This window comes from Halobacillus litoralis, from assembly GCF_020524025.1.
In the GTDB taxonomy this organism is placed as follows: domain Bacteria; phylum Bacillota; class Bacilli; order Bacillales; family Halobacillaceae; genus Halobacillus; species Halobacillus litoralis_D.
In genome coordinates this window covers 1-24600 of sequence record NZ_JAIVKN010000009.1, presented here as the reverse complement: position 1 = coordinate 24600, position 24600 = coordinate 1, and the positions used below count along the sequence as shown (strand labels likewise).

Annotated in this window: 23 protein-coding genes, 2 tRNA genes, 1 rRNA gene and 2 pseudogenes; 7 read left to right on the top strand and 21 right to left on the bottom strand. The window is 39.4% G+C overall.

The window, feature by feature from the left end; translation table 11 throughout:
• The coding region (locus LC036_RS18325) for a hypothetical protein (RefSeq protein WP_226586060.1) at window positions 1-197 on the top strand (197 nt) is incomplete at its 5' end.
• Between the two features lie 590 nt (window positions 198-787).
• On the opposite strand, the gene LC036_RS18320 is transcribed toward LC036_RS18325, so the two are convergent.
• The 8 genes and pseudogenes from LC036_RS18320 to LC036_RS18285 form a co-directional block, all read right to left on the bottom strand.
• Window positions 788-2422: a hypothetical protein gene (locus LC036_RS18320; RefSeq protein WP_226586059.1), complete on the bottom strand. Its 1635-nt coding sequence runs from the start codon at window positions 2420-2422 to the stop codon at window positions 788-790.
• Window positions 2423-3034: 612 nt separating this feature from the next.
• The gene (locus LC036_RS18315) at window positions 3035-3664 is read right to left on the bottom strand and encodes a hypothetical protein (RefSeq protein ID WP_226586057.1); all 630 of its coding nucleotides are present in this window, start codon (window positions 3662-3664) and stop codon (window positions 3035-3037) included.
• Between the two features lie 718 nt (window positions 3665-4382).
• Window positions 4383-4604: pseudogene (locus LC036_RS18310) on the bottom strand (type I restriction-modification system subunit M N-terminal domain-containing protein); the annotation flags it as partial.
• Window positions 4605-5051: 447 nt separating this feature from the next.
• Complete coding sequence (locus LC036_RS18305; protein WP_226586055.1) at window positions 5052-5747, bottom strand: toprim domain-containing protein; 696 nt, start codon at window positions 5745-5747, stop codon at window positions 5052-5054.
• 354 nt (window positions 5748-6101) lie between these two features.
• Window positions 6102-6278: a hypothetical protein gene (locus tag LC036_RS18300; protein ID WP_226586053.1), complete on the bottom strand. Its 177-nt coding sequence runs from the start codon at window positions 6276-6278 to the stop codon at window positions 6102-6104.
• A complete protein-coding gene (locus LC036_RS18295) occupies window positions 6259-7563 on the bottom strand; it encodes a hypothetical protein (RefSeq protein ID WP_226586051.1) in 1305 nt (434 codons plus the stop codon). The genes LC036_RS18300 and LC036_RS18295 overlap by 20 nt, the downstream gene beginning before the upstream one ends.
• Window positions 7564-7683: 120 nt before the next feature.
• Window positions 7684-7833 (bottom strand): hypothetical protein, encoded by a 150-nt coding sequence (locus LC036_RS18290; protein WP_226586043.1) that lies wholly within the window; start codon window positions 7831-7833, stop codon window positions 7684-7686.
• A 274-nt stretch (window positions 7834-8107) separates the two neighbouring features.
• Window positions 8108-8989: a hypothetical protein gene (locus LC036_RS18285; protein ID WP_226586041.1), complete on the bottom strand. Its 882-nt coding sequence runs from the start codon at window positions 8987-8989 to the stop codon at window positions 8108-8110.
• A gap of 378 nt (window positions 8990-9367) precedes the next feature.
• Between LC036_RS18285 and LC036_RS18280 the strand changes: the two genes are divergently transcribed.
• On the top strand, window positions 9368-9904 hold the full coding sequence (locus LC036_RS18280) for an ImmA/IrrE family metallo-endopeptidase (protein ID WP_319004504.1): 537 nt from the start codon (window positions 9368-9370) through the stop codon (window positions 9902-9904).
• 2 nt (window positions 9905-9906) lie between these two features.
• Window positions 9907-11085, top strand: a pseudogene (locus LC036_RS18275) (tyrosine-type recombinase/integrase).
• Window positions 11086-11174: 89 nt separating this feature from the next.
• On the opposite strand, the gene groL reads toward LC036_RS18275, so the two are convergent.
• Together groL and groES are read right to left on the bottom strand one after the other, a co-directional pair.
• The gene (groL, locus tag LC036_RS18270; RefSeq protein WP_160841173.1) at window positions 11175-12809 is read right to left on the bottom strand and encodes a chaperonin GroEL; all 1635 of its coding nucleotides are present in this window, start codon (window positions 12807-12809) and stop codon (window positions 11175-11177) included.
• Window positions 12810-12868: 59 nt separating this feature from the next.
• A complete protein-coding gene (groES, locus tag LC036_RS18265; RefSeq protein ID WP_226586039.1) occupies window positions 12869-13153 on the bottom strand; it encodes a co-chaperone GroES in 285 nt (94 codons plus the stop codon).
• Between the two features lie 290 nt (window positions 13154-13443).
• On the opposite strand from groES, the gene LC036_RS18260 reads away from it, so the two are divergent.
• Entirely contained in the window at window positions 13444-14154 is a 711-nt protein-coding gene (locus LC036_RS18260) for a CPBP family intramembrane glutamic endopeptidase (RefSeq protein WP_226586038.1), read from the top strand.
• Window positions 14155-14156: 2 nt separating this feature from the next.
• A complete protein-coding gene (locus LC036_RS18255; protein ID WP_226586036.1) occupies window positions 14157-14357 on the top strand; it encodes a YdiK family protein in 201 nt (66 codons plus the stop codon).
• 106 nt (window positions 14358-14463) lie between these two features.
• Here the strand turns inward: LC036_RS18255 and LC036_RS18250 are convergent, their stop codons facing one another.
• A complete protein-coding gene (locus LC036_RS18250; RefSeq protein WP_226586034.1) occupies window positions 14464-15885 on the bottom strand; it encodes an MDR family MFS transporter in 1422 nt (473 codons plus the stop codon).
• A 193-nt stretch (window positions 15886-16078) separates the two neighbouring features.
• On the opposite strand from LC036_RS18250, the gene LC036_RS18245 reads away from it, so the two are divergent.
• Window positions 16079-16900 (top strand): SDR family oxidoreductase, encoded by an 822-nt coding sequence (locus LC036_RS18245; RefSeq protein WP_226586033.1) that lies wholly within the window; start codon window positions 16079-16081, stop codon window positions 16898-16900.
• Between the two features lie 41 nt (window positions 16901-16941).
• Here the strand turns inward: LC036_RS18245 and LC036_RS18240 are convergent, their stop codons facing one another.
• The gene (locus LC036_RS18240; protein WP_226586031.1) at window positions 16942-17601 is read right to left on the bottom strand and encodes a redox-sensing transcriptional repressor Rex; all 660 of its coding nucleotides are present in this window, start codon (window positions 17599-17601) and stop codon (window positions 16942-16944) included.
• A 14-nt stretch (window positions 17602-17615) separates the two neighbouring features.
• Entirely contained in the window at window positions 17616-18101 is a 486-nt protein-coding gene (gene moaC, locus LC036_RS18235) for a cyclic pyranopterin monophosphate synthase MoaC (RefSeq protein WP_226586029.1), read from the bottom strand.
• Between the two features lie 168 nt (window positions 18102-18269).
• Here moaC and LC036_RS18230 point away from each other — a divergent pair, with 168 nt between their 5' ends.
• Window positions 18270-20207: an ABC-F family ATP-binding cassette domain-containing protein gene (locus LC036_RS18230; RefSeq protein ID WP_226586027.1), complete on the top strand. Its 1938-nt coding sequence runs from the start codon at window positions 18270-18272 to the stop codon at window positions 20205-20207.
• Window positions 20208-20523: 316 nt separating this feature from the next.
• On the opposite strand, the gene tsaD is transcribed toward LC036_RS18230, so the two are convergent.
• From tsaD to rrf, 8 genes are all read right to left on the bottom strand, one after another.
• Window positions 20524-21555 (bottom strand): tRNA (adenosine(37)-N6)-threonylcarbamoyltransferase complex transferase subunit TsaD, encoded by a 1032-nt coding sequence (gene tsaD, locus LC036_RS18225; protein WP_226586025.1) that lies wholly within the window; start codon window positions 21553-21555, stop codon window positions 20524-20526.
• Entirely contained in the window at window positions 21552-21995 is a 444-nt protein-coding gene (gene rimI, locus LC036_RS18220) for a ribosomal protein S18-alanine N-acetyltransferase (protein WP_226586024.1), read from the bottom strand. The genes tsaD and rimI overlap by 4 nt, the downstream gene beginning before the upstream one ends.
• Window position 21996: 1 nt before the next feature.
• Window positions 21997-22683 carry a tRNA (adenosine(37)-N6)-threonylcarbamoyltransferase complex dimerization subunit type 1 TsaB gene (tsaB, locus tag LC036_RS18215; RefSeq protein WP_226586023.1) on the bottom strand — a complete coding sequence of 229 codons (687 nt, stop codon included), beginning with the start codon at window positions 22681-22683 and terminating at the stop codon, window positions 21997-21999.
• Window positions 22680-23135, bottom strand: a complete 456-nt coding sequence (gene tsaE / locus LC036_RS18210; RefSeq protein ID WP_226586022.1) for a tRNA (adenosine(37)-N6)-threonylcarbamoyltransferase complex ATPase subunit type 1 TsaE — start codon at window positions 23133-23135, stop codon at window positions 22680-22682. The genes tsaB and tsaE overlap by 4 nt, the downstream gene beginning before the upstream one ends.
• Complete coding sequence (thiL, locus tag LC036_RS18205; RefSeq protein ID WP_226586015.1) at window positions 23136-24122, bottom strand: thiamine-phosphate kinase; 987 nt, start codon at window positions 24120-24122, stop codon at window positions 23136-23138.
• A gap of 124 nt (window positions 24123-24246) precedes the next feature.
• A tRNA-Asp gene (locus tag LC036_RS18200) sits at window positions 24247-24323 on the bottom strand.
• Window positions 24324-24367: 44 nt separating this feature from the next.
• Window positions 24368-24444 (bottom strand) — tRNA-Met (locus LC036_RS18195).
• Window positions 24445-24485: 41 nt separating this feature from the next.
• Window positions 24486-24599, bottom strand: a 5S ribosomal RNA gene (gene rrf, locus LC036_RS18190).
• Window position 24600 lies beyond the last annotated feature (1 nt).

Here is a 24600-nt window from a genome sequence, read left to right as displayed (position 1 = left end):
AAAGGAGACTCTTATCGCTTAAGGGAAAAGAAAAAGGCTGGCATACAGCCAGCCAAAATCCGCTGATAATAGGGAATTTGATTACGTTGAAAACAGGGAATTTTAAACCGTTGTTGACAAACCATTCGGCTATGGGGACTTTAGATATTAATAATATTTGCTATTTTTTCTGTTGGCTAGAATTTACGGTCTTCTAAAAAACCTGAAATGCAAATTTTAAAAGCAAAAAAAGGACTACCTCCTTTATTTAGAAAGTAGTCCTTTAATTATTAACTATTCATACATTACTTGAAGAATTTCCAGAGACTTTTTTGTGTGTTTCAAACTTTTTATAGAAAAATCCAGTCAAAACTTATTTGTAATGCGGAAAAAAACTATTACATAAGTGGTTTGAGCGTTATTACATCATGCCGCCCATGGTTTCTCCTAAGTAAATAATGTATATTAATATTCTAAATAACTGGAGGATGAAGCTTTTGAGCAAATCTATTAAGGTACCTTAACCAATGAACCTTAGACAATTATGAGAAATAGTATGTCAAAAAGTATGTCACTCAACCGCGAGCAGCATCTTAATTATATAATTTCTAATCTTCAATCTAATCTCATTTCTCACCCTTTAAATCTTTGATAATGCATGCCATTTATATAAATAACCACTCTTCCATCAGTCCACTTAAACAAAGCCTCTTTTAAATAAAAAATATAAGAGGAAACTGTTTAAAGAAGTTGCTTTTCAAGATAACTATACCAATCATCAAACTCTTCCTCATAAATTTAATATTGTTTAATAATTTAAAGAATATGGAGAAAGCACACTATATCCATCAGACAGCATTGTTACATTACCGACCTTTGTTTCAATATCAGACACTAATTCAAAGTGCTTGCCTTGTTTAGGAAGATACTTATGATTTTTCAATTTTTCAATAGCACTTTGAAGATCTCCCTGAGAATCACTCAGTGCCTTCTCTAGCATCCTTTGATTAATAATATGATAATTTTCACGACTAATCTTACCACTTCCTATTGTTCCTTTAGTTAAGACAAAATAAGATATTTCTTTTACATCATACTCTTTCTTAAAAGCTTTTAACATAAATTTATTAAGGTCATGGCTAACTCCTTTTTCATAGTTTGGTAGTTGTACATTTATCCCTTTTTCAAGTTCCTCGTCTTTATTTTTAATTTCTACTGCAGTTACAGGTTCATTAAGCCACTTCAACTCAAAACATATTAATGACATTGAATCCATATCATATATAATAAAATCAACATCCGTTTTTTCTGGTTGTGTTAAACCAATACTATTCGAAAATTTTAAATTTGGGAATTTTTTAAAGTTATCTATTAACTCCTTAGTGAAAATTTCTTCTTTTCTATCCGAATGCATTGAAGGATCAAATTTTGGGTGTCCTTCATATATACGATTTAATGTTGAAAGGATGTTTCTACTTGCCTGATAATTGAGTATTAAAGTAGGAGAAATTAACTTTTTATTATTTATTTCTAGTATTGGTTCCGTTAACAATGTAGTATATATTGGCTTTCCATTTACATTTGTTTTGTTTCTATATCCATTATAGGTGAGATCGTTTATTAATGTTTCTGCCATTTCCTTACTTGAATATTTAAATCGCCAATCCTGATAATTTAATTCCATTAACGTAGGAAATTTTCTTTTTACGTTACTATAATACTCTAAATATGCTTTAGTTATAACGTACGCCCAGACTTCTTTTATTTGTCTAATTGTATAAGGACCTACCTGAAAATCATTTGGAAGTTGAAATTCAACATCCATCCACTTATCTGCATTTTGTCTAATTTTTATAAAAGTCCAGGGACTTAAATTCTTAATACCAAGTTTTTCAGGAGATTCGTAATTAATACGCTTTACATTATTGAAATCTTCCAAAATAAATGCATTCACAGCTTCATAGCAAGCTATCTCAGAGCTTTTATATGAAAATTTAATACACTCATTGCCTGACCTAACTGATAAAACTTCACAATCAAACAACCCATGATACATTGACGTAAATAAAGATTCTGCCCTTATTTGTTCAAGTGCTCGACTAAATGCTTCATTTGTGAAATGGAATACAGTTTTATCCACGTTTTTTATTTTCTCCTGAGATTTATTATTCTTAATTACTTCTCGAACTAGTAAAGACAATGCTTCATGTTCATCCATTATTTTTTCTCTCGAAGAAATGTTAGCATTAACACCAAATTGAGCAAATTCAACTGGTACTATTTCTGATATCATATTGTTTATTTTTTTTATATTACGTACTCGCCACTCAAAGAGTTGACATAGAAATAGGATAATATCATTTTTATCTTTTTCATAAATTTTGAGGCTTTCAATATTATGATCGACTATAGTCTCTACTTGCGCAATAGACTTATGTACCAAGTTAAACCCCTCCTAAAAAGAAATGAATTACAAATGTAAAATTAATTACTACATAAAGATAAAGAATCTACATTTTTTAAAAGTTGTAGACTCTAGTTGTTTATAACGTAATGCGTTGTGCAGCCAATCTCTGTATTGCTCTTTTGCTTCCTCCATAATTGCTTCTGTAATAACTAAAAAGAGAAAGAGCTATTGATAGAAACCATCTAAATTAAAAAGTACCCACGTAATTTTTTTCGGTTTCAATCTCCCTTTCAGTTATCCTATATTGGCAACTGTAAAGTATTTGAGCCTGCTCATCGTTTAAACCCAAATTATTTAATGTTTGTGTCATTTTGATACCTCCAAAATTTTCATTAGTGTTGCGATGAATTAGAAGATAAGAAATACACCTAAGCTTTCTTGATTTTACTGTGTCTTTTCTGTGACACAATGCTTCTGCACTTCTACTTACCCATTAGAAAACGAGCAGTTTTTAGACACGTTCTTTCATCAGTGGCCCGTTTTCCTGAAAGAACGGCTTCAATTGCACCCAGTTACTTAGGGAAACAAGCTCTGAACGTTGAAAACTCAACATTTATTCAACTTTTAATGGGGTACGAAGTTGAGTTATTAACCATAAAGATCTATATAGTTACTAGCTTCAAATAACCCTCCTGTGTAATCCACCTTTATTAATTTGAATCCATTATTAATTGTAGTAGGGGATTTAGAGGAGGCATCGCTTCTGTATAAATAGAGAAGTATGTTTTCGATCTCTGGGGTCCTTTTATTAAAGTGATCCTTCAATAATTTTAAAAATGAATACAAATTATCAGCCAACCTGCTCCCCACAGGCGCTGTTTTAATTTCTTGACCATTTATAACTGTCTCTTGTCCGATGTACACAATAAAATCTTCCCAACTTACAAAATCTTGTTCAAACCAATTGTTTATGTAATAAGTCAATATATGATGGCGCCTTTCCTGTTCGTCTCTTAAGAATAATGACTCTCCTTTTAACTCAGATGAACGGTCCCATTTACTCTCCCCTAGGTAAATGTTAGTTCTACTTATGATGATGAAATCGAATTCTCCAAATTGCGCACTCTTGTCACCACTGCGGCGACCAAAACTCGGTCGAAAAATGATTTTACATTCAGAGTAAGATGATAAATCTTGCAGTTCGTTTAAAATAGTAGACAACTGATTTCTTAGTGCCCATAAAGTATAGGCGTCTTCGCCATATGATAATACCTGCAATTTCTCAACTCCTTTAATTAATATAGAAGGAAATTAATCTTAGATGAAAACCATTTATATTATCTTCTTTCTCCAAAAAACAATTTTTTCCTTTAAATAAGATCTTGAAGATATTGAAATACCATAACTTATTAGAATGAAAAAACCTCTCCTTGGTCCATGACCAAGGAGAGGTTTCATAACTATTTCAATAATCCAGTCAATATACATTAATAGGGTTTCAAATCCTTGAGTTGCAAAGGGTTTGAGGATAGCTTACATCAAGCCGCCCATTCACTGTATTAACTAAATAATATAAGATTAAGTGTAAAAACCCCTATATAATCTATTTTCCAACCTTTCGATATAATAAGTATGAGATTAAATAAGATATCAATATTATCGAAGAAAGCCCAGTCAATATCCAGTCGGATACAGCTCAAAACAAGCCCAAAACGACCTCAGCTTAAAAGACTGTTGATATTTACAAGACCTAAACTTACAAAGCCTAATATAACAGGGTATCAAAAAAGGAATAATCAGGACCTTGATTATGATTGCTAATATGAACGGTATCAATAAAATCTAGGTTTATTTATATTTCTTTTTCAGTTTAGAAACTATCTCTGGTAATGCATTCGATAATGCTATATTGTGTTCTAGTAAGTTACTTGATTTAGGCTTATCAATCGAAGCATAGTCAATACTGTTTGTTAAATCATCAATATATGGAATTTCATTCACCATAACTTTCATATGCACTTTCATAAGCTTGAACAACTTCCGCTTCCGTACCTTTCTCACCACTTGTGTTTACAAACGTCTCAAGTGTTTTATCACTCAGAAATTTGTAGAACATTAAGCCAAGCATATAATCTTTATAACGACTCGCATCCATGGAGCCCCTAAGATTATTAGCCCCGTCCCATAACCTTTTTTTTATGTCTTCTGATGTTATCATCATTTTCCCCCTTGTTTACGTATGCTTTCGTTTGATAGTTTGATATCCTTTATAATTTTATTAGTTTATGAAATCATGCGTCTCTTTGTAAGATAAACGTAAACTTTTCACTTTATTAATTCACTTTATTTTTTGGTTCAAAGAAATGTGCTTAGTACCCTTATTCCCCTGTACTATAGGTTTTATTATAAACCAAAAAAAAACGTTATAGAAATGTTACACCAACAATTGATTAAGCTTGATAATTTTATCTATCCTTCAGTTGGTGATTAATACCACTAAGGAAGAGAGCCAACTTTATTCCTCTGGAGTTAAGACACATAGAGATCGCCTAGTTATAGAATATCTTTGACTTCAATATAACCTATTGGAATATTCTTTTTGTTATTAATCCAGATTCCCACAGTTGGTTACATTCGCCGAAGCATTTGTTATTTCTACAATTTTTCAGCCGGATTCTATATTATTGGTGTATTTGTTGATCGCTCCTTTATTTGAATACGAATTTTCTCTTAAATCATTGTTCCAGTCTTTATTATACGGAATTTCAAGATTAATCATTTCCTTAGGAAATAGTCCGTAATACCTGTAAGCAAACTCCCTCCCTGCCTTGTCATTATCCGTACAAAAAGTTATGTGATTCACTTTATGGCCTTCCTTGCCCATCCGTTTGATTTCATCAATCATAGTCTGCCGCTTAAGGCCAGACATGGAAACTAAGGGAGTGTTCTGCAGCTTTTCCTTCTTAATACTCCAGTAAGACAGTGCATCAATCGGGCTTTCAAAAAGGTAAATGGAATTCGGCTTACCGATATCAACCGAAAACCCAGCCGAACCATGGCTATTTCTATCAATACCTTTAAACATATGGCCATCTTTCATTGGAGAAGTTCCTTGTCGATCTGCTCCAACGATCTCTCCCTGCTGCTTCCACTTAAATATTACATTCCCGAGCTTGTCCTGAGCAATTAAGTCTTTATTTTCAAGCCAATTAACAATCTTAGGGTGAATCTTCCGTTCATTTATGAGATAACCTTTAGCCTTTGTACTATTGATCACTTCATACTGAGAAGGATATTGATAAGGCTCCTTAGGCTTTGGCTCTTGAACGTTGTCTTTCACTTTATAACCTTGTGCATTCAAATCGAGCACAGCTAATACTTACTAAAAAGGTCCAAAGAGCTTGAAGAGAAAGACAAAAAATAGAGCGTACCTGAGGACACTCTCTATATTTTTTCGGCAATTTTTTTAGAGATCAACCTATAACTAAAAAGAACTTCAATATTACTGATAAGCCCCCCCCATTCAGGAAGACTTGAACGAGATAATACGCAGGAAACTTATCTCTAACTTTAGAGCGAATTCATATTTTTCTTCTTCGAAGGGTTCCAGTTATCATAATCTTCACTTGCATAACCTGACTCCCGAGACACAGTAAGATTATTATCATTCCAAAATAAAAAGAGCTCTCCTTGGAGCTCTTTCTCTCACACTTAATCACCCTTCTTCTTCCGTATCGTAAGCTTTTTGATCTATAATTTTGAATATATCCTCAAAATACTTTTGCTTTTCTATTTCTTCCTCCTCTTTACGACTTAAGAAATACCTCTCTTCATTAGGCAAGTTAAAATAATGGTTTTTTCTAAGACGTTTCTCATTTGCGAATGTTATCATTTTCAACACTCCTTATATAGTTTTGAAAAAACTGATAGTTTAACTCGGGTTGAAAATAATGCTTTCTTTTAATCCATATCAAACCATCGCCTTTAGTAATTACAGCTACATCTATAGGTCCTCCTACTGTCTCATCATCTGTAGAAACCCTTCTCTTAAATGAGGTCAAATTCACTAGTGCTTCGGCCATTTCTGCTAACTCTTCTTTCGGTAGCATATCCACTATTTCTAAAACAGGATTTATAAATTTATCTTCTTGATATCTTTGTAACCCTTCTATGACCCCTCTATAAATATCTTTACCCATTTGAGTAGCTAATTTAACTTGCTTTTCATCCAAAGGGACACCTGCTTTTTCCACCAAATTGGTAGGATAATCTGTCAATGCTCTATATATAAATCCGTCTACCATTTCTTGAAGGTTAGGATCTATACCTGACATAAATGAACTTACCATCTCTTTTTGTGCGAAGGGTAATACGAAAGCGCTTCCACTTTCGTCTTCAAAACCCACCTTACGTTGCTTTTCTTGATGAATTTTTAGTTGCCCACAAATAAATCCTTCAACTTTGTATTCCGTTAAGGAGGGGAAGATATCATTATCACCATATCCAGCTAAAACAACTCCTGAACTATTTCCACTGAAATGTTCTGAGATTACTATTTCATATGCAAGATCCTGAGCTATTTTTATAACTTCTTCAGAGACTTGTTCCCCTATGTATTCTCTAGTAAGCTCTTCAATTTGAGGACCAAACTTCCAACTAAAGTCGTCATAGTTGATATTTATAACTTTCTCAGTATTATCTTTGAATCGTTCAAGCATATAGTTAAAGTTATTTAAAAGTATGTGATTTTGTTGCTCTTCACTTATCAAGTCATTACTTTCTTCAGATAGTTTAATTAATTCTTCTTCTGCGGTTTCTAAAATCGATATAAAAACATCCATATATGTAGCTATTACAGAGTTAATTTCTAATTCAGGATTATTAAAACGACTATCATTCTTTACATACTCCCAAAAATGAGTAGAGTAAGAACTGAAGCTATCAAACTTCACATCACCCAAATAATCTCTATACTCTTTAATTATAGTTTCCCATGGAATACTCATAAAATTAGCAGAGCCGTTAATCATAATTCCTACAGGATGTATCTTTGATAATGAAAACAACTTATTTGCTGAATTATAAATTTTTTTAAATCCCCTCGAACCAACAGTTACGGCACTGTCTGCTGCCAAAGCCACACCCGTTTTATTCATAATTGCTACTTCTGCAGTCATTACCTCACCTCCTACCTATACATATTCATTAAACCCAAGCTAAATTCCTTCTTAAATTCCAAAATTTACATATAACCTGAAATACTTTACCTTGAAAAATTGAATTCGGTTTATTATCTGTTAATTCTTTTTAAATTTGTTCCATTGTTTCTGTGCGCCTTTAATCAGTTCATTATTAGTATCATTAGAAGTGGTTAATTTGCCGTATTTTTCTTTAAGTTGTTTTGGGGTGATCCTTTTCTTTAATATGTTAATAATGTATTTAAACATAGGCATAGCCCCCTCACTAATACTATTTGTATTAATGAAGAGGCTATCCTCATGAATGGAATTTATTTATTTCCGAAAACCTTCAGTAACTTTTTTTCAAATTCCTCATCTTTGTATGACGAATCATTAAAGCGCTTCCATTGTTTATCCGCGCCTTTTTTTAAATCATAACTCGTTATATTCGTACGAGTTGTATTACCGTGATTTTTGTATAACTCACTAGGTGAAGTTTTTTTGTGACTCTTTTTAAAAAATCTCGGCATAATTATCACCCTTATCCTTTAAGGATTCCTGTTACTACTTGCTTTATTTTAGAAAGGTCTATACGACGATTATTTCCAATAACAAGTAAAATGCCTTCCATATACCCTCCATTTTCTAGATCAGTGAGAAAGACACGTGTAGAATAGTACCCTCTATCCCTATGATATTCCTTAACACCATTATATTCCATCTCAAAAACCGAGTCAATGTCAGTCTCTACCTTTTGAATATCAACAGGATCTTTAGGTTCAAAAAGAACATGGTAATGTATTGACATAATTTTGGGATTCTCAATAATCTGTATTTCCCAGTTCTCGATTATTTCATTAAATTTAGGATCATCTTCGCTTCTTCTCACCAACCATTCATAAAGCAATTCGTTAATAACATCACCATTATCAGGAGCAGGAATCGTTGGCTCATTAAGCCATTCAAAAAAAGCAATTGGAACCTCTATCTTTTTTTCTTTCAGTCCAGATAAGTTGAAGTATTTAGACTTAACAGAAAATATCTTCTTAAAATTATATAAAACATGTTGGTCATCAGTATGTGTCTCTATCCTAAAAAATTGAATTGCATTAATTCCGTCAAAAGTTGTCAAAGCTTTATTAGACCTATTATATACACTAACCACTTTTTGAGCTATTTGATTTTCATAATTTTGATCTAAAAAATAATACTTCTTCCTAAAACTCCAGTATGGAAGAAAAAAGAAAAAACCAGATAGTAATATAACAAAACAAATTGTTAAAGAGCTAATAAAACTCCATAAACCAACTTCTGAATAGGATATGTAATTTATTATCGCAGCAATATAACCACCGAAGATAACTAGCCCTAATGCTACAGTTATACCGATATATGGGTTTAATAACAATTCTTTTTTGAACATACTCCAAATGCTTCCATTTCTTCTCCTGTCTAATTTACGTATTAAGGTCGTTATTCTTTCCATACAAACCCCCATAGTAATCCAGGATATATATATACATAAAATTCCCTCCTATAGTAATATTTATCAATATTATACTATATTTCCAATTACTTAAACTTTTTTGAGTCAATTTCTTTTTTATGTTTTCGACTATATTTGTCTAACATTAACCGTTGCCATTGGTCTATGAATCTTATTTTCATTATGGTTCTGAAGATGAATTCCTAGACTTTAGGCTTTTACGGAAATAGAATTCCAAATACCCTTTACCTTAACCCTACATTTAAATCCAATTATTGTAATTACATATTGATTAATAGAACATACGTTCGTATAATGCTTGTAAGGATGGTGATTAGTTTGAGGTTTCCTTACTACACAACCACAGTTCTAGAAGACCTAATAACTCAGTGGTATAAAAAACGCAAATTTACAGAGCCAAATGATTTAAATGTTTACAACATTGGATCCGAGTCCCAAATATTTGTGACTTGTAGACCTACTCAAGCTAGTTACATGAAGGTAGGGAAGTTTCAAGAAATCGTATTAGATAGTCGCCTCCCTTATATACACCAACGAGAGCAATTCTTTCACGAGCTTTGTCATGCTGTGAGGCATGCAGGCCGACAATCTTTTATGCCTTATTCTTTTTATGAACTTCAGGAAAGGGATGCCAGGCACTTCACTCTATACGCTTCGCTCCCCTCTCATATGATCAATGATTATAACCTATCCAATCCGGCTATTATCGATCAGTTGTCTCATGACTTTATGATTCCAAGAAAAGTTTGTATTGAGCGTATAGAAAAAATTAAGAGTCGAATTGTACCGTCGGATAAGTCTAATTTGATTAATCTAAGGAAGGAGGGATAAAAATGGCTAATTTCCGGAAAAGAGGTAACAAATGGTATTTTCAAATATATACGGGAGTAGATCCGTCTACTGGGAAAAAGAAATTCACATCTAAAGGAGGGTTCAAGACAAAAAAAGAAGCTCAGATGGCCGCAGCTGAAGTAGAAAAGGAAGTATTTGAAAACACATATGTTCAAGAACAAAATATTACCTTTCAAGAATTCAAATTAGAGTGGCTTAAGACTTATCGTGATACCGCTAAAATTAGTTCTGTGAGAAATCGACAGCATAACTTGGATCACTTAAATAGGTTCTTCGGAAATAAAAAAATAAAAGATATCACGCGTAAACAGTATCAAGCCATGCTTGCTTCGCTTCATAATGCAGGCTACGCGTTTAATACTTTAGATGGTATCCATGCAACAGGTAGAATGGTTTTCAGGAAAGCTGTGGAGTTTAACATCATTAAGGACAGTCCTTGCGACTTTGCAAAAATTCCACGCAAAGTGGAAACCGTTGAGGAGGTAGAAAGCAGTAAAGGTGAAATTAAATTTATGGAAAAAGAAGAACTTATTCGTTTTCTTAATGCTGCTAAGGAAAGTGGCATTGATAAAGACTATCCCATGTTTTTGACACTTGCTTATAGTGGGTTAAGGGTAGGTGAGTTAATCGCCTTAAAATGGTCGGATATAGATATGTATAAAAAAACCTTAAGAGTAACAAAAACGTATTACAACCCCAATAATAGAACAAAAGAGTATCAACTACTGACACCCAAAACTAAAGGATCGATCAGAACGCTAAAAATGGACGCTGGAGTTATTGAGGTCCTTAAAAGACACAAAGAACACCAAGGTGATCTCATAGATAAAATGAAGAAAGAATATACTCAACTGGATTTTGTCTTTGCTAAGGAAGTTCAGAACCTGGGATACCCTGAGTTTTTAAAGACCGTAAACACCCATATGAGACGTTTATTATAAATTAGTGGTATCCATAAGGAACTTACCCCACACTCCTTGCGACACACCCAAACATCTCTATTAATTGAAGCAGGTGTAGGAGTTAAAGAAATTCAACAACGATTAGGTCATGGAGATATAAACACAACCATGAATATATACGCGCACATTACTGAAAACATGGAAGAAAAAGCCTCCCAAAAGTTCAGTGAACTTATGAGAGGCTCGTTAGATTTATAGTGTTTTCTCCGCCAGGTATGTCAAAAGTATGTCATTTTGACTTTTGGGGTGAAGCTAAACCCTTGATATCAAGGGTCATGGGGGCATGATTACATCATGCCGCCCATTCCGCCCATGCCACCCATATCTGGCATGCCGCCGCCAGCATTATCTTCTTCTGGGTGATCTGCTACTACCGCTTCAGTTGTTAGGAACATAGCGGCTACGGATGCTGCGTTTTGAAGCGCAGAACGTGTTACTTTTGTCGGGTCAACGATACCTTGTTCAACCATGTTTACCCATTCGCCTGTCGCTGCGTTGAAGCCTACTCCGACTTCTTCGCCTTTCAGACGCTCAACAATGATGGATCCTTCAAGACCTGCGTTGTGAACGATTTGGCGGACCGGCTCTTCTAGCGCACGAAGAACGATGCTTGCACCAGTTGCTTCGTCGTCTACAAGACCAAGACCTTCAACAGAGTTGATGATGTTCACAAGCGCTGTACCACCACCGGCAACAATTCCTTCTTCTACAGCTGCTCTTGTAGAGTTAAGGGCGTCTTCGATGCGTAGTTTACGCTCTTTCAATTCTGTTTCTGTTGCTGCGCCGACTTTGATGACAGCTACGCCGCCAGAGAGTTTTGCAAGGCGCTCCTGCAGTTTCTCTTTGTCGAATTCAGAAGTTGTTTCTTCTGCCTGCGCACGGATTTGAGCAACACGGGAAGAGATCTGCTCAGGGTTTCCTGCACCTTCGACGATTGTTGTGTTTTCTTTTGTGATGACTGCTTTAGACGCGCGTCCAAGCTGGTCAATTGTTGTATTCTTCAATTCAAGCCCAAGATCTTCTGTAATTACCTGGCCGCCTGTAAGTGTTGCGATATCTTCAAGCATCGCTTTACGACGGTCACCGAATCCAGGAGCCTTAACCGCTACAGCGTTGAATGTACCTCGAAGTTTGTTCACGACAAGTGTAGCAAGTGCTTCGCCTTCAACGTCTTCAGAGATCAATAGAAGTGGCTTGGACTGTTGTACCACTTGCTCAAGTACAGGAAGAACTTCCTGGATGTTGTTGATCTTTTTATCTGTAATCAAGATGTACGGATCTTCAAGAACCGCTTCCATCTTGTCCTGGTCTGTAACCATGTATGGAGAAGCATAGCCGCGGTCGAACTGCATACCTTCAACCACTTCTAGTTCTGTGTTGAATCCTTTAGATTCTTCGATTGTGATAACACCGTCGTTACCCACGCGCTCCATAGCTTCAGCAATCAGCTGGCCGACTTCATTGTCAGCTGCAGAGATACTTGCTACCTGCGCGATAGAATCGCGGCCTTCAATCGGTTTAGAGATCTTGCGAAGCTCTTCTGTTGCTACAGCTGTCGCTTTCTCGATTCCTTTACGAATGCCTACTGGATTCGCACCGGAAGTTACGTTTTTAAGACCTTCACGGATCATCGCCTGTGCTAGAACCGTTGCTGTTGTTGTACCGTCACCCGCAACGTCGTTTGTTTTAGAAGCTACTTCAGACACAAGTTGTGCACCCATGTTTTCGAAGTGGTCTTCAAGTTCGATTTCTTTTGCGATCGTCACACCATCATTTGTGATTAGTGGAGAACCGAATTTTTTATCTAGAACGACGTTACGTCCTTTTGGTCCCAATGTTACTTTTACAGCATTTGCTAATGTATCAACACCACGCAGCATGGAGCGACGTGCGTCTTCACTAAATTTAATTTCTTTAGCCATTTTAAAAATGCCCTCCTCATTAAAATCGTATCTCTAAGTATTTTTAATAGAACAAGTGTCTACTGGATGACAGCTAGTACATCTGATTCGCGTAGAATCAAGTATTCGTTGCCTTCATACTTCACTTCTGTTCCCGCGAATTTTGAGTAGATTACGCGGTCGCCTTGAGCGACTTCCAGTGCAACTTTTTCACCGTTGTCTGTGACGCGGCCGTTGCCGACTGCAACAACTTTACCTTCTAGAGGCTTTTCTTTTGCTGAGTCTGGAAGTACAATTCCGCTCGCAGTAGTCTGTTCTTCTTCAACTAGTTCAATAACAATACGATCACCAAGTGGCTTTAACAATTAGGACACCCTCCTTGATATGGTTGTTCAAATTTTTATCGTTTATTAGCACTCGTTGTTAGTGAGTGCTAACACATTTCTTATCATAATCAATTCATCCTCGTTTTTCAAGTAGAAACTACACAATTTTTCTAGCTTATTTTCGACAATATTCGCACGATAACCCTTATTTCTTACGTGTGGTTTTCAAACTGTGATAGAATACATAAAGTATGTATATTAAGGTCTAAATCAAGTCTCTCCTTAAGACTTGAAGGGATCAATGGATCAATAGAAGGAGTCATGCACCTATGCCAAAACGTTATTGGTATATCATTGTGACCTATTTAATCACACAGGTTTCCGCGATTGTGTTTGCACCTCTGTTAATGAACATGGGGATGACACGGTTTGATGCGATTGCTGTCTGGTCTGTCTTCAGCTTTACTATCGCTACTATCCTTATTCTTTTCTTCCTCAAACCGGATATGAAAGAAGAGAATGCCCGGAGTGATAAAGCAGGCCCTGGAAAAGTTGTCTTATGGTCGATTGCCGGAGTATTCCTAGCTTTATTTGCGCAATTTATAGCTGCAACGATTGAAAAAGAACTGTTAGGAATACCGCCTGGATCGGAAAACACAATGGGACTGATGGAAATCGCAAGAGAAGCACCTTTGTTTATCCTGCTGCCTGTCTTGTTTGCACCGATTACAGAGGAAGTCATCTTCCGTAAAATTATCTTCGGTTCCATTTATAAGAAAACCAATTTTCTGGTGGCGGTCCTCGTATCCGCTTTAGTGTTCGGAGCGTTTCATTTCGATTTCAAGCACATGTTAGTTTACTTCTCCATGGGAGTCGTATTTGCCTTCCTATATGTCAAAACAAAACGAATTATTACACCAATCGTGGCTCATATGGCAATGAACTCGTTTGTTGTCGTATCTCAATACTTCGTTTCTGAAGAAGATATTCGAAGGATGCAGGAACAAATGGAGACGATCTTTATTGGAGGCATTTTTTAATTATGAGAACATCACCATTATTTATGGCTTTTCTCTATTTTGCACTGGGATTTGCTTTCACATATATCGCTGCCCAGTCTGCTGCAGAGACCATTTGGAATGCGATGACGATTATCCTGGCGATGATCGCAACTTTGAACATCGCTGTTTCCATTCGGTTGTTCAATCTTCACAACAAGATTAAAAACTCCAAGAAGAAATAAGAAGAAGCCTTCCCACACATGACTGGGAAGGCTTTTTTATAAAGATAAAGGTTAAGACAAAAAAAGGCTCAAGGGGCGTAATCTCTTGAGCCTTTTTTGCTGTTGGTTAAGATTGAGTGCTTTCTGCTTCTTCTTTATCGTCCTGCACCCCTTTTAAAATAAAGGAAAAAGGAATAGCGATGATGAGAACGATGGCAGAGACAAGGAACGCTTCATTTAATGTCTGCAGAGTAGCCGCCTGCATATCGATATCAGGACTTGTTGAAATCTGCGCCCTTCTTACTTCATAGTAAATAGAGAAGAAGACAATTCCAAGCGATGAAGATATCTGGCGGATGATGTTGTTCATGGCAGATCCCTGTGCGACCAGATCCTCCGGGATACTGTTCATACCGGATGTGGTCGCCGGCATATTGCCCATCCCCATACCTAAGCCTCTCACCGTGTTTAAAGCTAAAATGAGCCAGTAAGGCGTCGATAATTGCAGGAAGCTTAACCCGAGAGTGGCAAGAGCCATAATGGTAAGGCCCGGCGGGACAACATACTTCGGTCCCTTCTTATCTAAGATTCTTCCACCTATCGACATGAACACTCCGCTCGCAGCCGCTGCCGGGAGGAACAGGAGGCCTGTCATGACTTCATTCAGTCCATAAACGTTCTGAATCAGTAACGGAAGAAGGAAGATACCGGAAAAAAGTCCGATCGATGCTGCTGACGTCACAAGAATAGATACCGAATAAGTCGGGACTTTAAAGACTGATAAATTAAGGAGTGGATCCTCCTGCCTGTTTTCATAAAAGACGAAAAGAACAATGGCTGCAAGTCCTAAAACAATTAATCCGATATTGATTGGATCAAGCAGCTTATCAAGCGTCCTCCCTCTTCCGAGTGCAAATAAAACCGAGCCGATGCCTAGAGAGATGATAAGAAAGCCAATCAGGTCAAATCGTTTCGATGGATCGGTTTCTGTCCGCTCCAGAAATTTAAAAGATAGGATCAGGCCTGTTAATCCAAACGGAATATTAAAGGCAAACAGCCACGGCCAATCTACATACTGAATAAGAAGGCCCCCGATGGTTGGTCCAATAGCTGGTGCGACCATCGCAGCAACCCCGTACACACCGACTGCAAGTCCCCTCTCATGGCGGGGAAAGGAATTAAAAATAAGCGCCATCGCGATTGGAAGCATCAGCCCTCCGGCCATTCCCTGAATGGCACGGGATATGATAACGAAGCTGAGAGAAGTTGAGAAAAAGCCAGAAGCCGAACCAATCAGGAATATGCAGAGTCCGGTAAGATACACTTTCTTCTTCCCAAACCGGTCCCCGAAGTATCCGGTTAAAGGCATCGTCATCCCCATTGCAACCATAAAAATGGTTAAAATCCAACCGACAGCGACAGCATTCGAGTCAAAGATTTCAATGAAGCGCGGCAGAATTGGATTTAACATACTATTGTTTAAGATGACTGTAAACGTTCCAAATAAGACAGATACAACAACCAGCCATTTGTTCGGTAATTTACTCATAGATGTCCCTCGCTTTCTTTCGTATGCGAACTATTCATTACTATACCACCCCTGTTTTTCGCTAACCATTTTCCCGCTTATTCAAGGGTTTTTCTTTATTTTCATTGAAACCGCTCTCTTACAGTTCCCTAGGTTTACTGGGTTTCAAGCGATGGGTATGAGAGATAAGAACAATGAAAAAGGAGGGCTTTACATGGGACGTTTAGATAACAAAGTAGCCGTTATAACAGGATCAGCCACGGGAATCGGGCAGGCTACTGTCAAACGATTTGCTGATGAAGGAGCTACGGTCATTTGTGCAGATATAAAAGAGGAAGAAGTTAAAGATACGGTCGAGGAAATTAAACAAAACGGTGGAAAGGCAGAATCGTACTCTCTGGATGTTTCAAAAGAAGAAAGCGTCCGGGTTTTTGCGGGATACTTAAAAGACACGTACGGAACTATCGATATTTTGTTCAATAATGCTGGTATCGATGAAGAAGGCGGTAAGGTTCACGAATACCCAACGGAACTGTTCGATCAAATTATTGCCGTTGACTTACGGGGAACCTTCCTGACAAGTAAATATATCCTGCCATTAATGATGGATCAGGGTGGTTCAATCATTAATACATCCTCTATGTCGGGGCAGGCTGCTGACCTAGACCGCTCAGGGTACAATGCAGCCAAGGGCGGCATTACAAACTTCACCCGGGCAGCAGCGATCGACTATGCAAGAGACGGGGTACGCGTCAATTCGATCTCTCCAGGGACGATCGAGACACCTCTTGTCGATGAACTTGCCGGTACGAAGCAGGAAGAAGGAGGACAGGAATTCCGCGAGGCGCAGAAATGGGTCGCACCGCTTGGACGCTTAGGAAGTCCGGAAGAAGTGGCCAGTGTCGCCCTGTTCCTCGCTTCTGATGATAGTTCGTATGTAACAGGCGAAGACATCACCGTCGACGGTGGGGTTCTTGCTTATACGTGGCCGGGGAAAATGCTGATGGATAAGAGCTGGAAAGAAAACGTTAAATAAACAAGAAAAAGAGGATGTCCGCAATGGACATCCTCTTTTTCTTATTGTTCATCCATCGGTGCTTCTTCATTAAGCGGGTAATGTTTCAAGAAATACACTAAAGCCTGAAGTTCAATGGCAAGATCAATATGATGAACGCGTACCTGGGATGGAACGCTGATTCTCGCCGGTGTGAAGTTTAAAATTCCCGAAATTCCCGCCTCTACAAGGCGATCCGCAATTCCCTGTGCAGCAGAAGCGGGTACGGTAAGAATCGCTACCGATAAGTCGCCGAGCTTCTCTTCAAGATCGTCGATATGATAGACATTCACACCGCCAACCTCATTCCCTACACGGTCCGTATTGGCATCAAAAGCCATTTCTATTTTCGTATTGTTATTCTTTGTAAAGTTATAGTTCAAAAAGGCTGTCCCTAAGTTCCCGACACCAATTAGAGCCACACGCGTGGTTTCATCCTGATCTAAGGTCTTACGGAAGAAGGACAACAAATATTCCACATTGTATCCGTATCCTTTTTTGCCTAAGGCTCCAAAGTAGGAAAAATCCCGCCGAATTGTAGCTGAATCGACTTTGACCGCGTCACTCAGTTCCTTGGATGATACACGCATCTTTCCCTGACTGTGCAGGTTATTTAAAAAGCGATAATAAAGCGGCAGCCGCTTCGCTGTCGCCTGAGGAATTTTTGTTTGTTCTATATCCATAGCATCTGACTCCTTTACCGGTCTGTTCTTCGGTAATCCCCATTCTTTCCACCTGTTTTTTCCGCCAGGTAGGTTGGGCCGATAACCATGCTTTTATCGATGGCTTTACACATATCATATACGGTTAGTGCCGTAGCTGAAGCTGCCGTTAGCGCTTCCATTTCTACGCCAGTACTCCCCTTGGTTTTTACAGAAACCTCAATCATGAGTTTCGGCTGTGCCTTTACATCCCAGTCGAAGGAAACATCTACACCCTTCAACGACAACGGATGACACATAGGGATCCAATCGGATGTATTCTTTGCTGCCATAATTCCGGCCACCTGTGCAACAGAAAGCACGTCCCCTTTTGCCATTTGACCGCTCGTAATTTTATCATAAATCTCATGATTCACTTCCACACTGGACCTTGCGACTGCCGTCCTGACCGAATCGTCTTTGTCGGAGATATCGACCATCCGGGCACGGCCCTGTTCATTGAAATGACTGAATTCCGCCATCTGCTTATCCCCTTTTTAATAAGAAATCGTTCCAGTACTGATTGAAACACTACTCTTATTTTACCAAAAAATCAATCGGAAGTCGTTAAAGTTTTCACATAGTCCAGTGCATTCTGTTGCTACAGGGCTCAAGTATAAGATACACTTGTTTCATCGAGGTGAAACGACATGATTCTCATGCAGCTAAATCAATTAACAAAGCGCTTTGGCGCAGAGTTGATTTTATCGAATATTAAATTGGAAGTACAAATGAATGACCGTATCGCTATTGTCGGACGAAACGGGGCTGGTAAATCCACGCTTCTCAAGATGATGGCAGGTGAAATGAGTTATGACTCCGGTAATATTTTCAAACCGAAAGAAACGACCATGGGTTATCTGGCTCAAAATACAGGACTTCAATCGGAAGAGACCATCTGGAATGAAATGGAGAAGGTCTTCACGCATTTAAAAGATTTAGAGAAAGAGCTCCGTATCATGGAACAAAAAATGGCGGACCCAGATTTGATGGAGGATCAAAAGCGTTACCAGCAGCTGCTCAGCGATTATGACCGGAAGCAGGAATACTTTAAAACTTCCGGCGGCTATCAATATGAAGCGGATATCCGGGCCGTGTTAAACGGTTTGAACTTCAAAAACTTCAACTGGGATACGCCGATTACATCCTTAAGTGGTGGACAGAAGACCCGTCTGGCGCTGGGGAAACTCTTGCTGACAAGCCCCGACATTCTTATTCTGGACGAGCCGACCAACCACCTGGATATAGATACGCTCAGCTGGCTGGAGAGTTACCTACAAGGGTACAAAGGCGCTGTGGTTATTGTCTCCCACGACCGCTACTTCCTGGACGAAATTGTAAACACGGTTTACGAAATTGCTTTTCAATCATCGAAAAAGTACCACGGCAACTACAGTGATTACTTGAAGAAAAAAGAAGCTGATTTTGAACAGGAAATGAAACAGTTCGAGAAACAACAGAAAGAAATTGAACGGATGGAAGACTTTATTCAAAAGAATCTTGTCCGGGCAACGACAAGTAAACGCGCGCAAAGCAGACGTAAACAGCTTGAGAAAATGGATAAGCTTGAAAAGCCGAAAGATGATAACCTTTCCGCTAAATTCAGCTTCCAAACCGCTAAGCGGAGCGGAAATGACGTTCTCCGTCTTAAGGATTATGCTTTTCGCTATGATGACAGTTCTTCCTATTTATTTGATCACTTATCCTTAGATTTGAATCGAGGGGATTCGGTTGCTCTTGTTGGACCTAACGGGGTTGGCAAGACGACACTTCTCAAAACGATCATAGGGGACCTGGAAGCTTCCAAAGGTACCAAAATGATTGGGACAAATGTCCAAATTGGCTACTATGATCAGGAACAAACCAAGCTGAACTCAAAGAAAACAGTATTACAAGAGCTTTGGGACGATTACCCGATGAAGAACGAGAAGGATATCCGTACGATTCTTGGCAACTTCCTTTTCTCAGGAGAAGATGTATTGAAGCCTGTATCCGCATTAAGTGGCGGAGAAAAAGCCCGCCTCTCTCTTGCCAAGCTGATGATGCAGGAAGCCAATTTCTTAATCCTGGATGAGCCGACCAACCACTTAGATCTCGACAGTAAGGAAGTGTTAGAAGCGGCACTTATTGATTATCCAGGAACCCTCCTGTTTGTCTCGCATGACCGTTACTTTATCAACAAAATTGCTTCTCAGGTCGTGGAGATGAATTCGGAAGAGACCCGCCTTTTCCTTGGAGATTACGACTATTATGTGGAAAAGAAACAGGAAGAGTACGAACTGCAGCAGCTGGAAGAAGCGGAGCGTTTAGAAAATCAACCCGTCCAGCAGGAAGTTCAGGCGAAGAACAGCTTTGAAGAAGACAAAGCTGCCAAGCGTGAGGAACGCAGGAAGAACCGCCGTATTGATGAAATTGAATCAGAGATTGAACAATTGGAACTTAAGATTGAGGAAAACGATGCCCTGCTCTGTGACCCTGAAATATATCAGGATCACGAAAAGTCCCTGAAGATTACGGAAGATAATACCGACAAGCAGGCCAGGCTTGAATCTCTTATGGAAGAATGGGCAGAACTTCACGAATCCTGATTCAATAAAGAAGCCAACAATCACGAAACATGATTGTTGGCCTTTTTGATGCATAAGGATGTATGGACAATGATTTCGTATCCACATAGTTTTCAACAGATCCACACGCATATTAACAGTTCTCAACAGGGTTATGCACATTATCCACAAAAATTATGTGTTTTATCCACATTTTTGGTAGCGTTTTCTTTACTGTTATTACTTATACACATGAAATTTATCAACTGAATAGTTATGCACATGTGGATAACTATTCCTGCATTTATATATAATCCAAATGAGTAAAAGCTCCCCATGAAATGGAGAGCTCCCTTTGCTATTTTCTACGGTTGCCGAACATCTCTAAATCTAGTCCTGGGTTTGCATTTAAGTCCCATTCAGACCTGTGTCCCTGATTAAAAGCCACAGCCCCTGCCGCCGCAATCATCGCTGCATTATCAGTACATAAGTGCAGAGGCGGAATGAGAAGTTCCGTCTCACTGTCTGCAAACTTTTCCTCAAGAGCTGTCCGCAGCCCTTTGTTCGCGGCTACCCCTCCAGCAACTATAAGCTGTTTAACCCCGTATTCCTCTGCTGCGCGAAAGGCTTTAGTAGAAAGCACGTCCACAACACTCGCCTGAAAGCTTGCAGCAACGTCCTCCGGCTTCAGGTCTTCGCCTTTTTGCTTGGCTTTATGAAGGCGGTTGATGACCGCTGACTTCAGACCGCTGAAACTAAAATCGTACGAACCTTCCTCTAGCCAGGCACGTGGAAAGTCAATCGTTTCTTCCCCTTCTTGGGCTAAACGATCAATCTGAGGGCCTCCCGGGTATGGGAGTTTAAGCGTACGCGCTACTTTATCATACGCCTCCCCTGCTGCATCATCCCTCGTTTCACCGATGATTTCAAACGAACCGTGCTCTTTCATTAACACGAGTTCTGTATGTCCACCAGATACGACAAGGGAAAGAAGCGGAAACTCAAATTCTTTTTCTAATCGGTTCGCATAAATGTGACCAGCGATGTGATGCACGCCAACAAGAGGTTTCTGCTTAGCAAAAGCAATCGACTTCGCCGCATTTACCCCGACAAGTAAAGCACCCACAAGCCCGGGACCTTCGGTTACAGCTATGGCATCCATCTCATCCATCGTCATCTCTGCATCCTCCAGGGCTTCTTCGAGTGTGATGGTCATCTGTTCGATATGGTGCCTGGAAGCAATCTCTGGCACAACCCCGCCAAATCTTTTATGACTCTCAATTTGTGAGGCTACAATATTGGTTATGAGTTCCGTTTCATTCTTTACAATAGCAACAGCTGTTTCGTCACAGCTTGTCTCAATCGCTAATATATATTGATCCTTCTTCATTTTAATCCCACCCACATCACTAACGCATCTTCACCATTGTCCGAATAATACCGTTTACGGATGCCTCCTGGTACCATCCCGAACTTCCGGTACATATGCTGCGCGGCTGTATTTGATACCCTCACTTCAAGTGAGAGCTTTATTGCTCCGTTTTCAATCGCTTTTTTGCATGTATGTCTAAACAAACGCTCTCCATACTTAAGGCCTCTATAATCCGGATGAATGGCGATATTAGTAATATGCGCTTCATCAATAATCAGCCATAATCCACAATACCCAATGATCTTGTCCTCTTTCTCTACCACGTAGTAATAGGCATGGGGATTGTCCTGCATCTCTTTAGCAAACGTATCTGAAGACCAGGGCACAGGAAAAGATGCTGCTTCTACCTCCATGACCGAGTGGACGTCCTCTTTCGTCATTCTTCTTATAATCGTCATTTTACTTTTTCTCCTGCTGCTCCAGCCATTTCGCTTCAGCTTCAGGTATTCTCAAGTAGTTAGGAACCAGGTCATGAACAGGACGGGGTTCTTTATCTTTTGCGACAGAAGCAATAATGGAAGGACGGGCGAATTGATAGGGCTCCCCGGGCATGACGGCCTGACTACCGAGCTTTTCCCGGATTGTTTCTTCATGAACAGATAGATCCTGACTGAGGAATAGAACAGGTTGGTTTAACTCTTTCAGCTCCTCCAGCCATTCCCCCATCAGCACATTCTTTTCATCCTTCACAAGATTCATGTCACCATCATAAAGCCCCGTATAAACAAGACCTCTCCGTGCATCAAAGAAAGGACAGACGAAACCAGGGAAAAATACTCCTTGTCTGGCTACTGCTTCTAAACTGGATACTCCAATTACAGGAATTCCGAGTGACCAGGCCATCGTTTTCGCTGTAGTGAGTCCAATTCTGACTCCTGTATAAGAACCAGGTCCATGCGCAACAGCAATCCGGTCAAGGTCTTCAGGTTTCATCCCTGTTTCCTTCATGACCTGATCAATAGCCGGCATCAAACGGATGGAATGATTCTTTTTTATATTGGTTACATACTCTCCTGCAACGGTACCGTCTTTCATGACAGCAACGCCCATGACGTAATTTGATGTATCGATCGCTAATATATTCATTCGATGATCTCCTTACATACCTCTTTAAAATGTTCAGACGTCGCTTTTAGAGTAAGGATCCGGGTGACATCATCAAGATACCGGATGGTAATTTCAAGACGATCTTTCGGTAGAAACTCTTGAATAAACTGTGCCCATTCGACTACAGTCACACCTTCTCCGTTGAAATACTCATCAAAGCCTAAATCTTCATCACTATCTTCCAAACGATATACATCCATATGATAAAAGGGTACGCGTCCCTGATACTCTTTTATAATCGTAAATGTAGGACTGTTGATCGTCCGCTTCACCCCCAGGCCTTTTCCTAATCCTTTGGTGAAAGTCGTTTTGCCAGCACCTAAATCACCTTCTAACGTCAACACGTCACCAGGCGTTAAACGCTGTCCAAGATTTTCTGCGAAGGTCTGTGTTTCTTCCACTGAAGAGCTTTTCCATTCAAATGTAGCCATTCACTCATCCTCCCCTTTTAAATGTGTATATCCAGAAGGACCTAATACGTCTACTCTATGGTTTCTACGCAGCCGAACACAAGGCACATCCCCATTTTTTTGAGTGACTCGTCCAATTTTAGTGACAGCCACTCCCGTTTTATCCGCGGCCTCCTGAATAGAAGGCCAATCTTCTTCAGGAATCGTTCCAAGCAGTTCAAAATCTTCCCCGCCAGAAAGAAGCCATTCCTCATATTGGTCCGGGTAGCAGTTAGCTAACGCATCAGAATACGGGAGTTTGTCAGCAGCAATCTCCAGATCAACGTCAGACGCTTCCGCTATTTCATTGGCCTCATTGGCTATCCCGTCACTCACATCATTCAGTGCCATTCGTGATAGATGAGCAAGATTCTCCGCGAAAGCCACCCTTGGCTCCGGCGATCTATGACGTTTCACAAGATAAGCAGCGTCTTCTGACTGTGGACGCTCTTCGTGAAGCAGCCATTCCAATCCACCACGTGAATCACCGAGGGTTCCTGTAACAAAAAGAATATCCCCGGGGCGGGCTGCAGAACGATACCTTGCCTTGTTTTTTGCAACAGTTCCCATAACAGTAACCGTTACGGAAAGATCACGACCTGACACCGTGTCTCCCCCAATTAAATCCATCTGATAATCATCAGCCAGCAGCTTCATGCCTTCATAAAGTGATTTAAGTTCTACCTCTCTCCAGTGGTGAGGAATAGTAATGGAAACCATATAGAAAACCGGCGTGCTGCCCATAGCCGCCAAGTCGCTTATGTTTGCAGCTAAAACACGATGACCAATATAAAAAGGCGGCATTGTCTCTTTCGTAAAGTGAACCCCTTCCACCATGGTATCCACCGCAGTAACGAAATCTTCTCCGAAAGGACGGATAACAGCGCCATCATCACTGATTCCTTTTATTAAAGAAGGTTGTCGATAATAACGTGGTTGAATCGATCGTATAAATGAAAACTCATCCATTTCTATGACCCTCTCCGTGAAATCGCTCTTCCCTCTATTATACCAATAGAAGGCGGGATATAAAAAAATCCATAATAAAAACCTTAGGATGATCTCCTAAGGTTGAAAGTTTAATTTTAAGTAGTGGCGGTCCGGACGGGACTCGAACCCGCGACCTCCTGCGTGACAGGCAGGCATTCTAACCAACTGAACTACCGGACCATAAACAGTTTTTATGTATATTCAACGTAGCTAAATGAATAATTTGGTTGCGGGGACAGGATTTGAACCTGTGACCTCCGGGTTATGAGCCCGACGAGCTACCAGACTGCTCTACCCCGCGATAGTGTGGGAATTATCCCATAATATAAAGTTAATAAATCAATGTGGCGGCGTCCTACTCTCACGGGGGTAAACCCGACTACCATCGGCGCTGAAGAGCTTAACTGCTGTGTTCGGCATGGGAACAGGTGTGACCTCTTCGCCTTCACCACCACAT

What these genes read in the sequence shown, in the direction of transcription:
- LC036_RS18280 (WP_319004504.1), top strand. Translation starts at nt 9,368, where the DNA reads ATGCTTGTAAGGATGGTGATTAGTTTGAGGTTTCCTTACTACACAACC.
- LC036_RS18285 (WP_226586041.1), bottom strand. Translation starts at nt 8,989, where the DNA reads ATGTTCAAAAAAGAATTGTTATTAAACCCATATATCGGTATAACTGTA.
- LC036_RS18290 (WP_226586043.1), bottom strand. Translation starts at nt 7,833, where the DNA reads ATGTTTAAATACATTATTAACATATTAAAGAAAAGGATCACCCCAAAA.
- LC036_RS18295 (WP_226586051.1), bottom strand. Translation starts at nt 7,563, where the DNA reads ATGACTGCAGAAGTAGCAATTATGAATAAAACGGGTGTGGCTTTGGCA.
- LC036_RS18250 (WP_226586034.1), bottom strand. Translation starts at nt 15,885, where the DNA reads ATGAGTAAATTACCGAACAAATGGCTGGTTGTTGTATCTGTCTTATTT.
- tsaB (WP_226586023.1), bottom strand. Translation starts at nt 22,683, where the DNA reads ATGAATATATTAGCGATCGATACATCAAATTACGTCATGGGCGTTGCT.
- thiL (WP_226586015.1), bottom strand. Translation starts at nt 24,122, where the DNA reads ATGGATGAGTTTTCATTTATACGATCGATTCAACCACGTTATTATCGA.
- LC036_RS18240 (WP_226586031.1), bottom strand. Translation starts at nt 17,601, where the DNA reads ATGGATATAGAACAAACAAAAATTCCTCAGGCGACAGCGAAGCGGCTG.
- tsaE (WP_226586022.1), bottom strand. Translation starts at nt 23,135, where the DNA reads ATGGCTACATTTGAATGGAAAAGCTCTTCAGTGGAAGAAACACAGACC.
- LC036_RS18255 (WP_226586036.1), top strand. Translation starts at nt 14,157, where the DNA reads ATGAGAACATCACCATTATTTATGGCTTTTCTCTATTTTGCACTGGGA.
- rimI (WP_226586024.1), bottom strand. Translation starts at nt 21,995, where the DNA reads ATGACGATTATAAGAAGAATGACGAAAGAGGACGTCCACTCGGTCATG.
- LC036_RS18260 (WP_226586038.1), top strand. Translation starts at nt 13,444, where the DNA reads ATGCCAAAACGTTATTGGTATATCATTGTGACCTATTTAATCACACAG.
- LC036_RS18230 (WP_226586027.1), top strand. Translation starts at nt 18,270, where the DNA reads ATGATTCTCATGCAGCTAAATCAATTAACAAAGCGCTTTGGCGCAGAG.
- moaC (WP_226586029.1), bottom strand. Translation starts at nt 18,101, where the DNA reads ATGGCGGAATTCAGTCATTTCAATGAACAGGGCCGTGCCCGGATGGTC.
- LC036_RS18245 (WP_226586033.1), top strand. Translation starts at nt 16,079, where the DNA reads ATGGGACGTTTAGATAACAAAGTAGCCGTTATAACAGGATCAGCCACG.
- LC036_RS18300 (WP_226586053.1), bottom strand. Translation starts at nt 6,278, where the DNA reads ATGATAACATTCGCAAATGAGAAACGTCTTAGAAAAAACCATTATTTT.
- groL (WP_160841173.1), bottom strand. Translation starts at nt 12,809, where the DNA reads ATGGCTAAAGAAATTAAATTTAGTGAAGACGCACGTCGCTCCATGCTG.
- tsaD (WP_226586025.1), bottom strand. Translation starts at nt 21,555, where the DNA reads ATGAAGAAGGATCAATATATATTAGCGATTGAGACAAGCTGTGACGAA.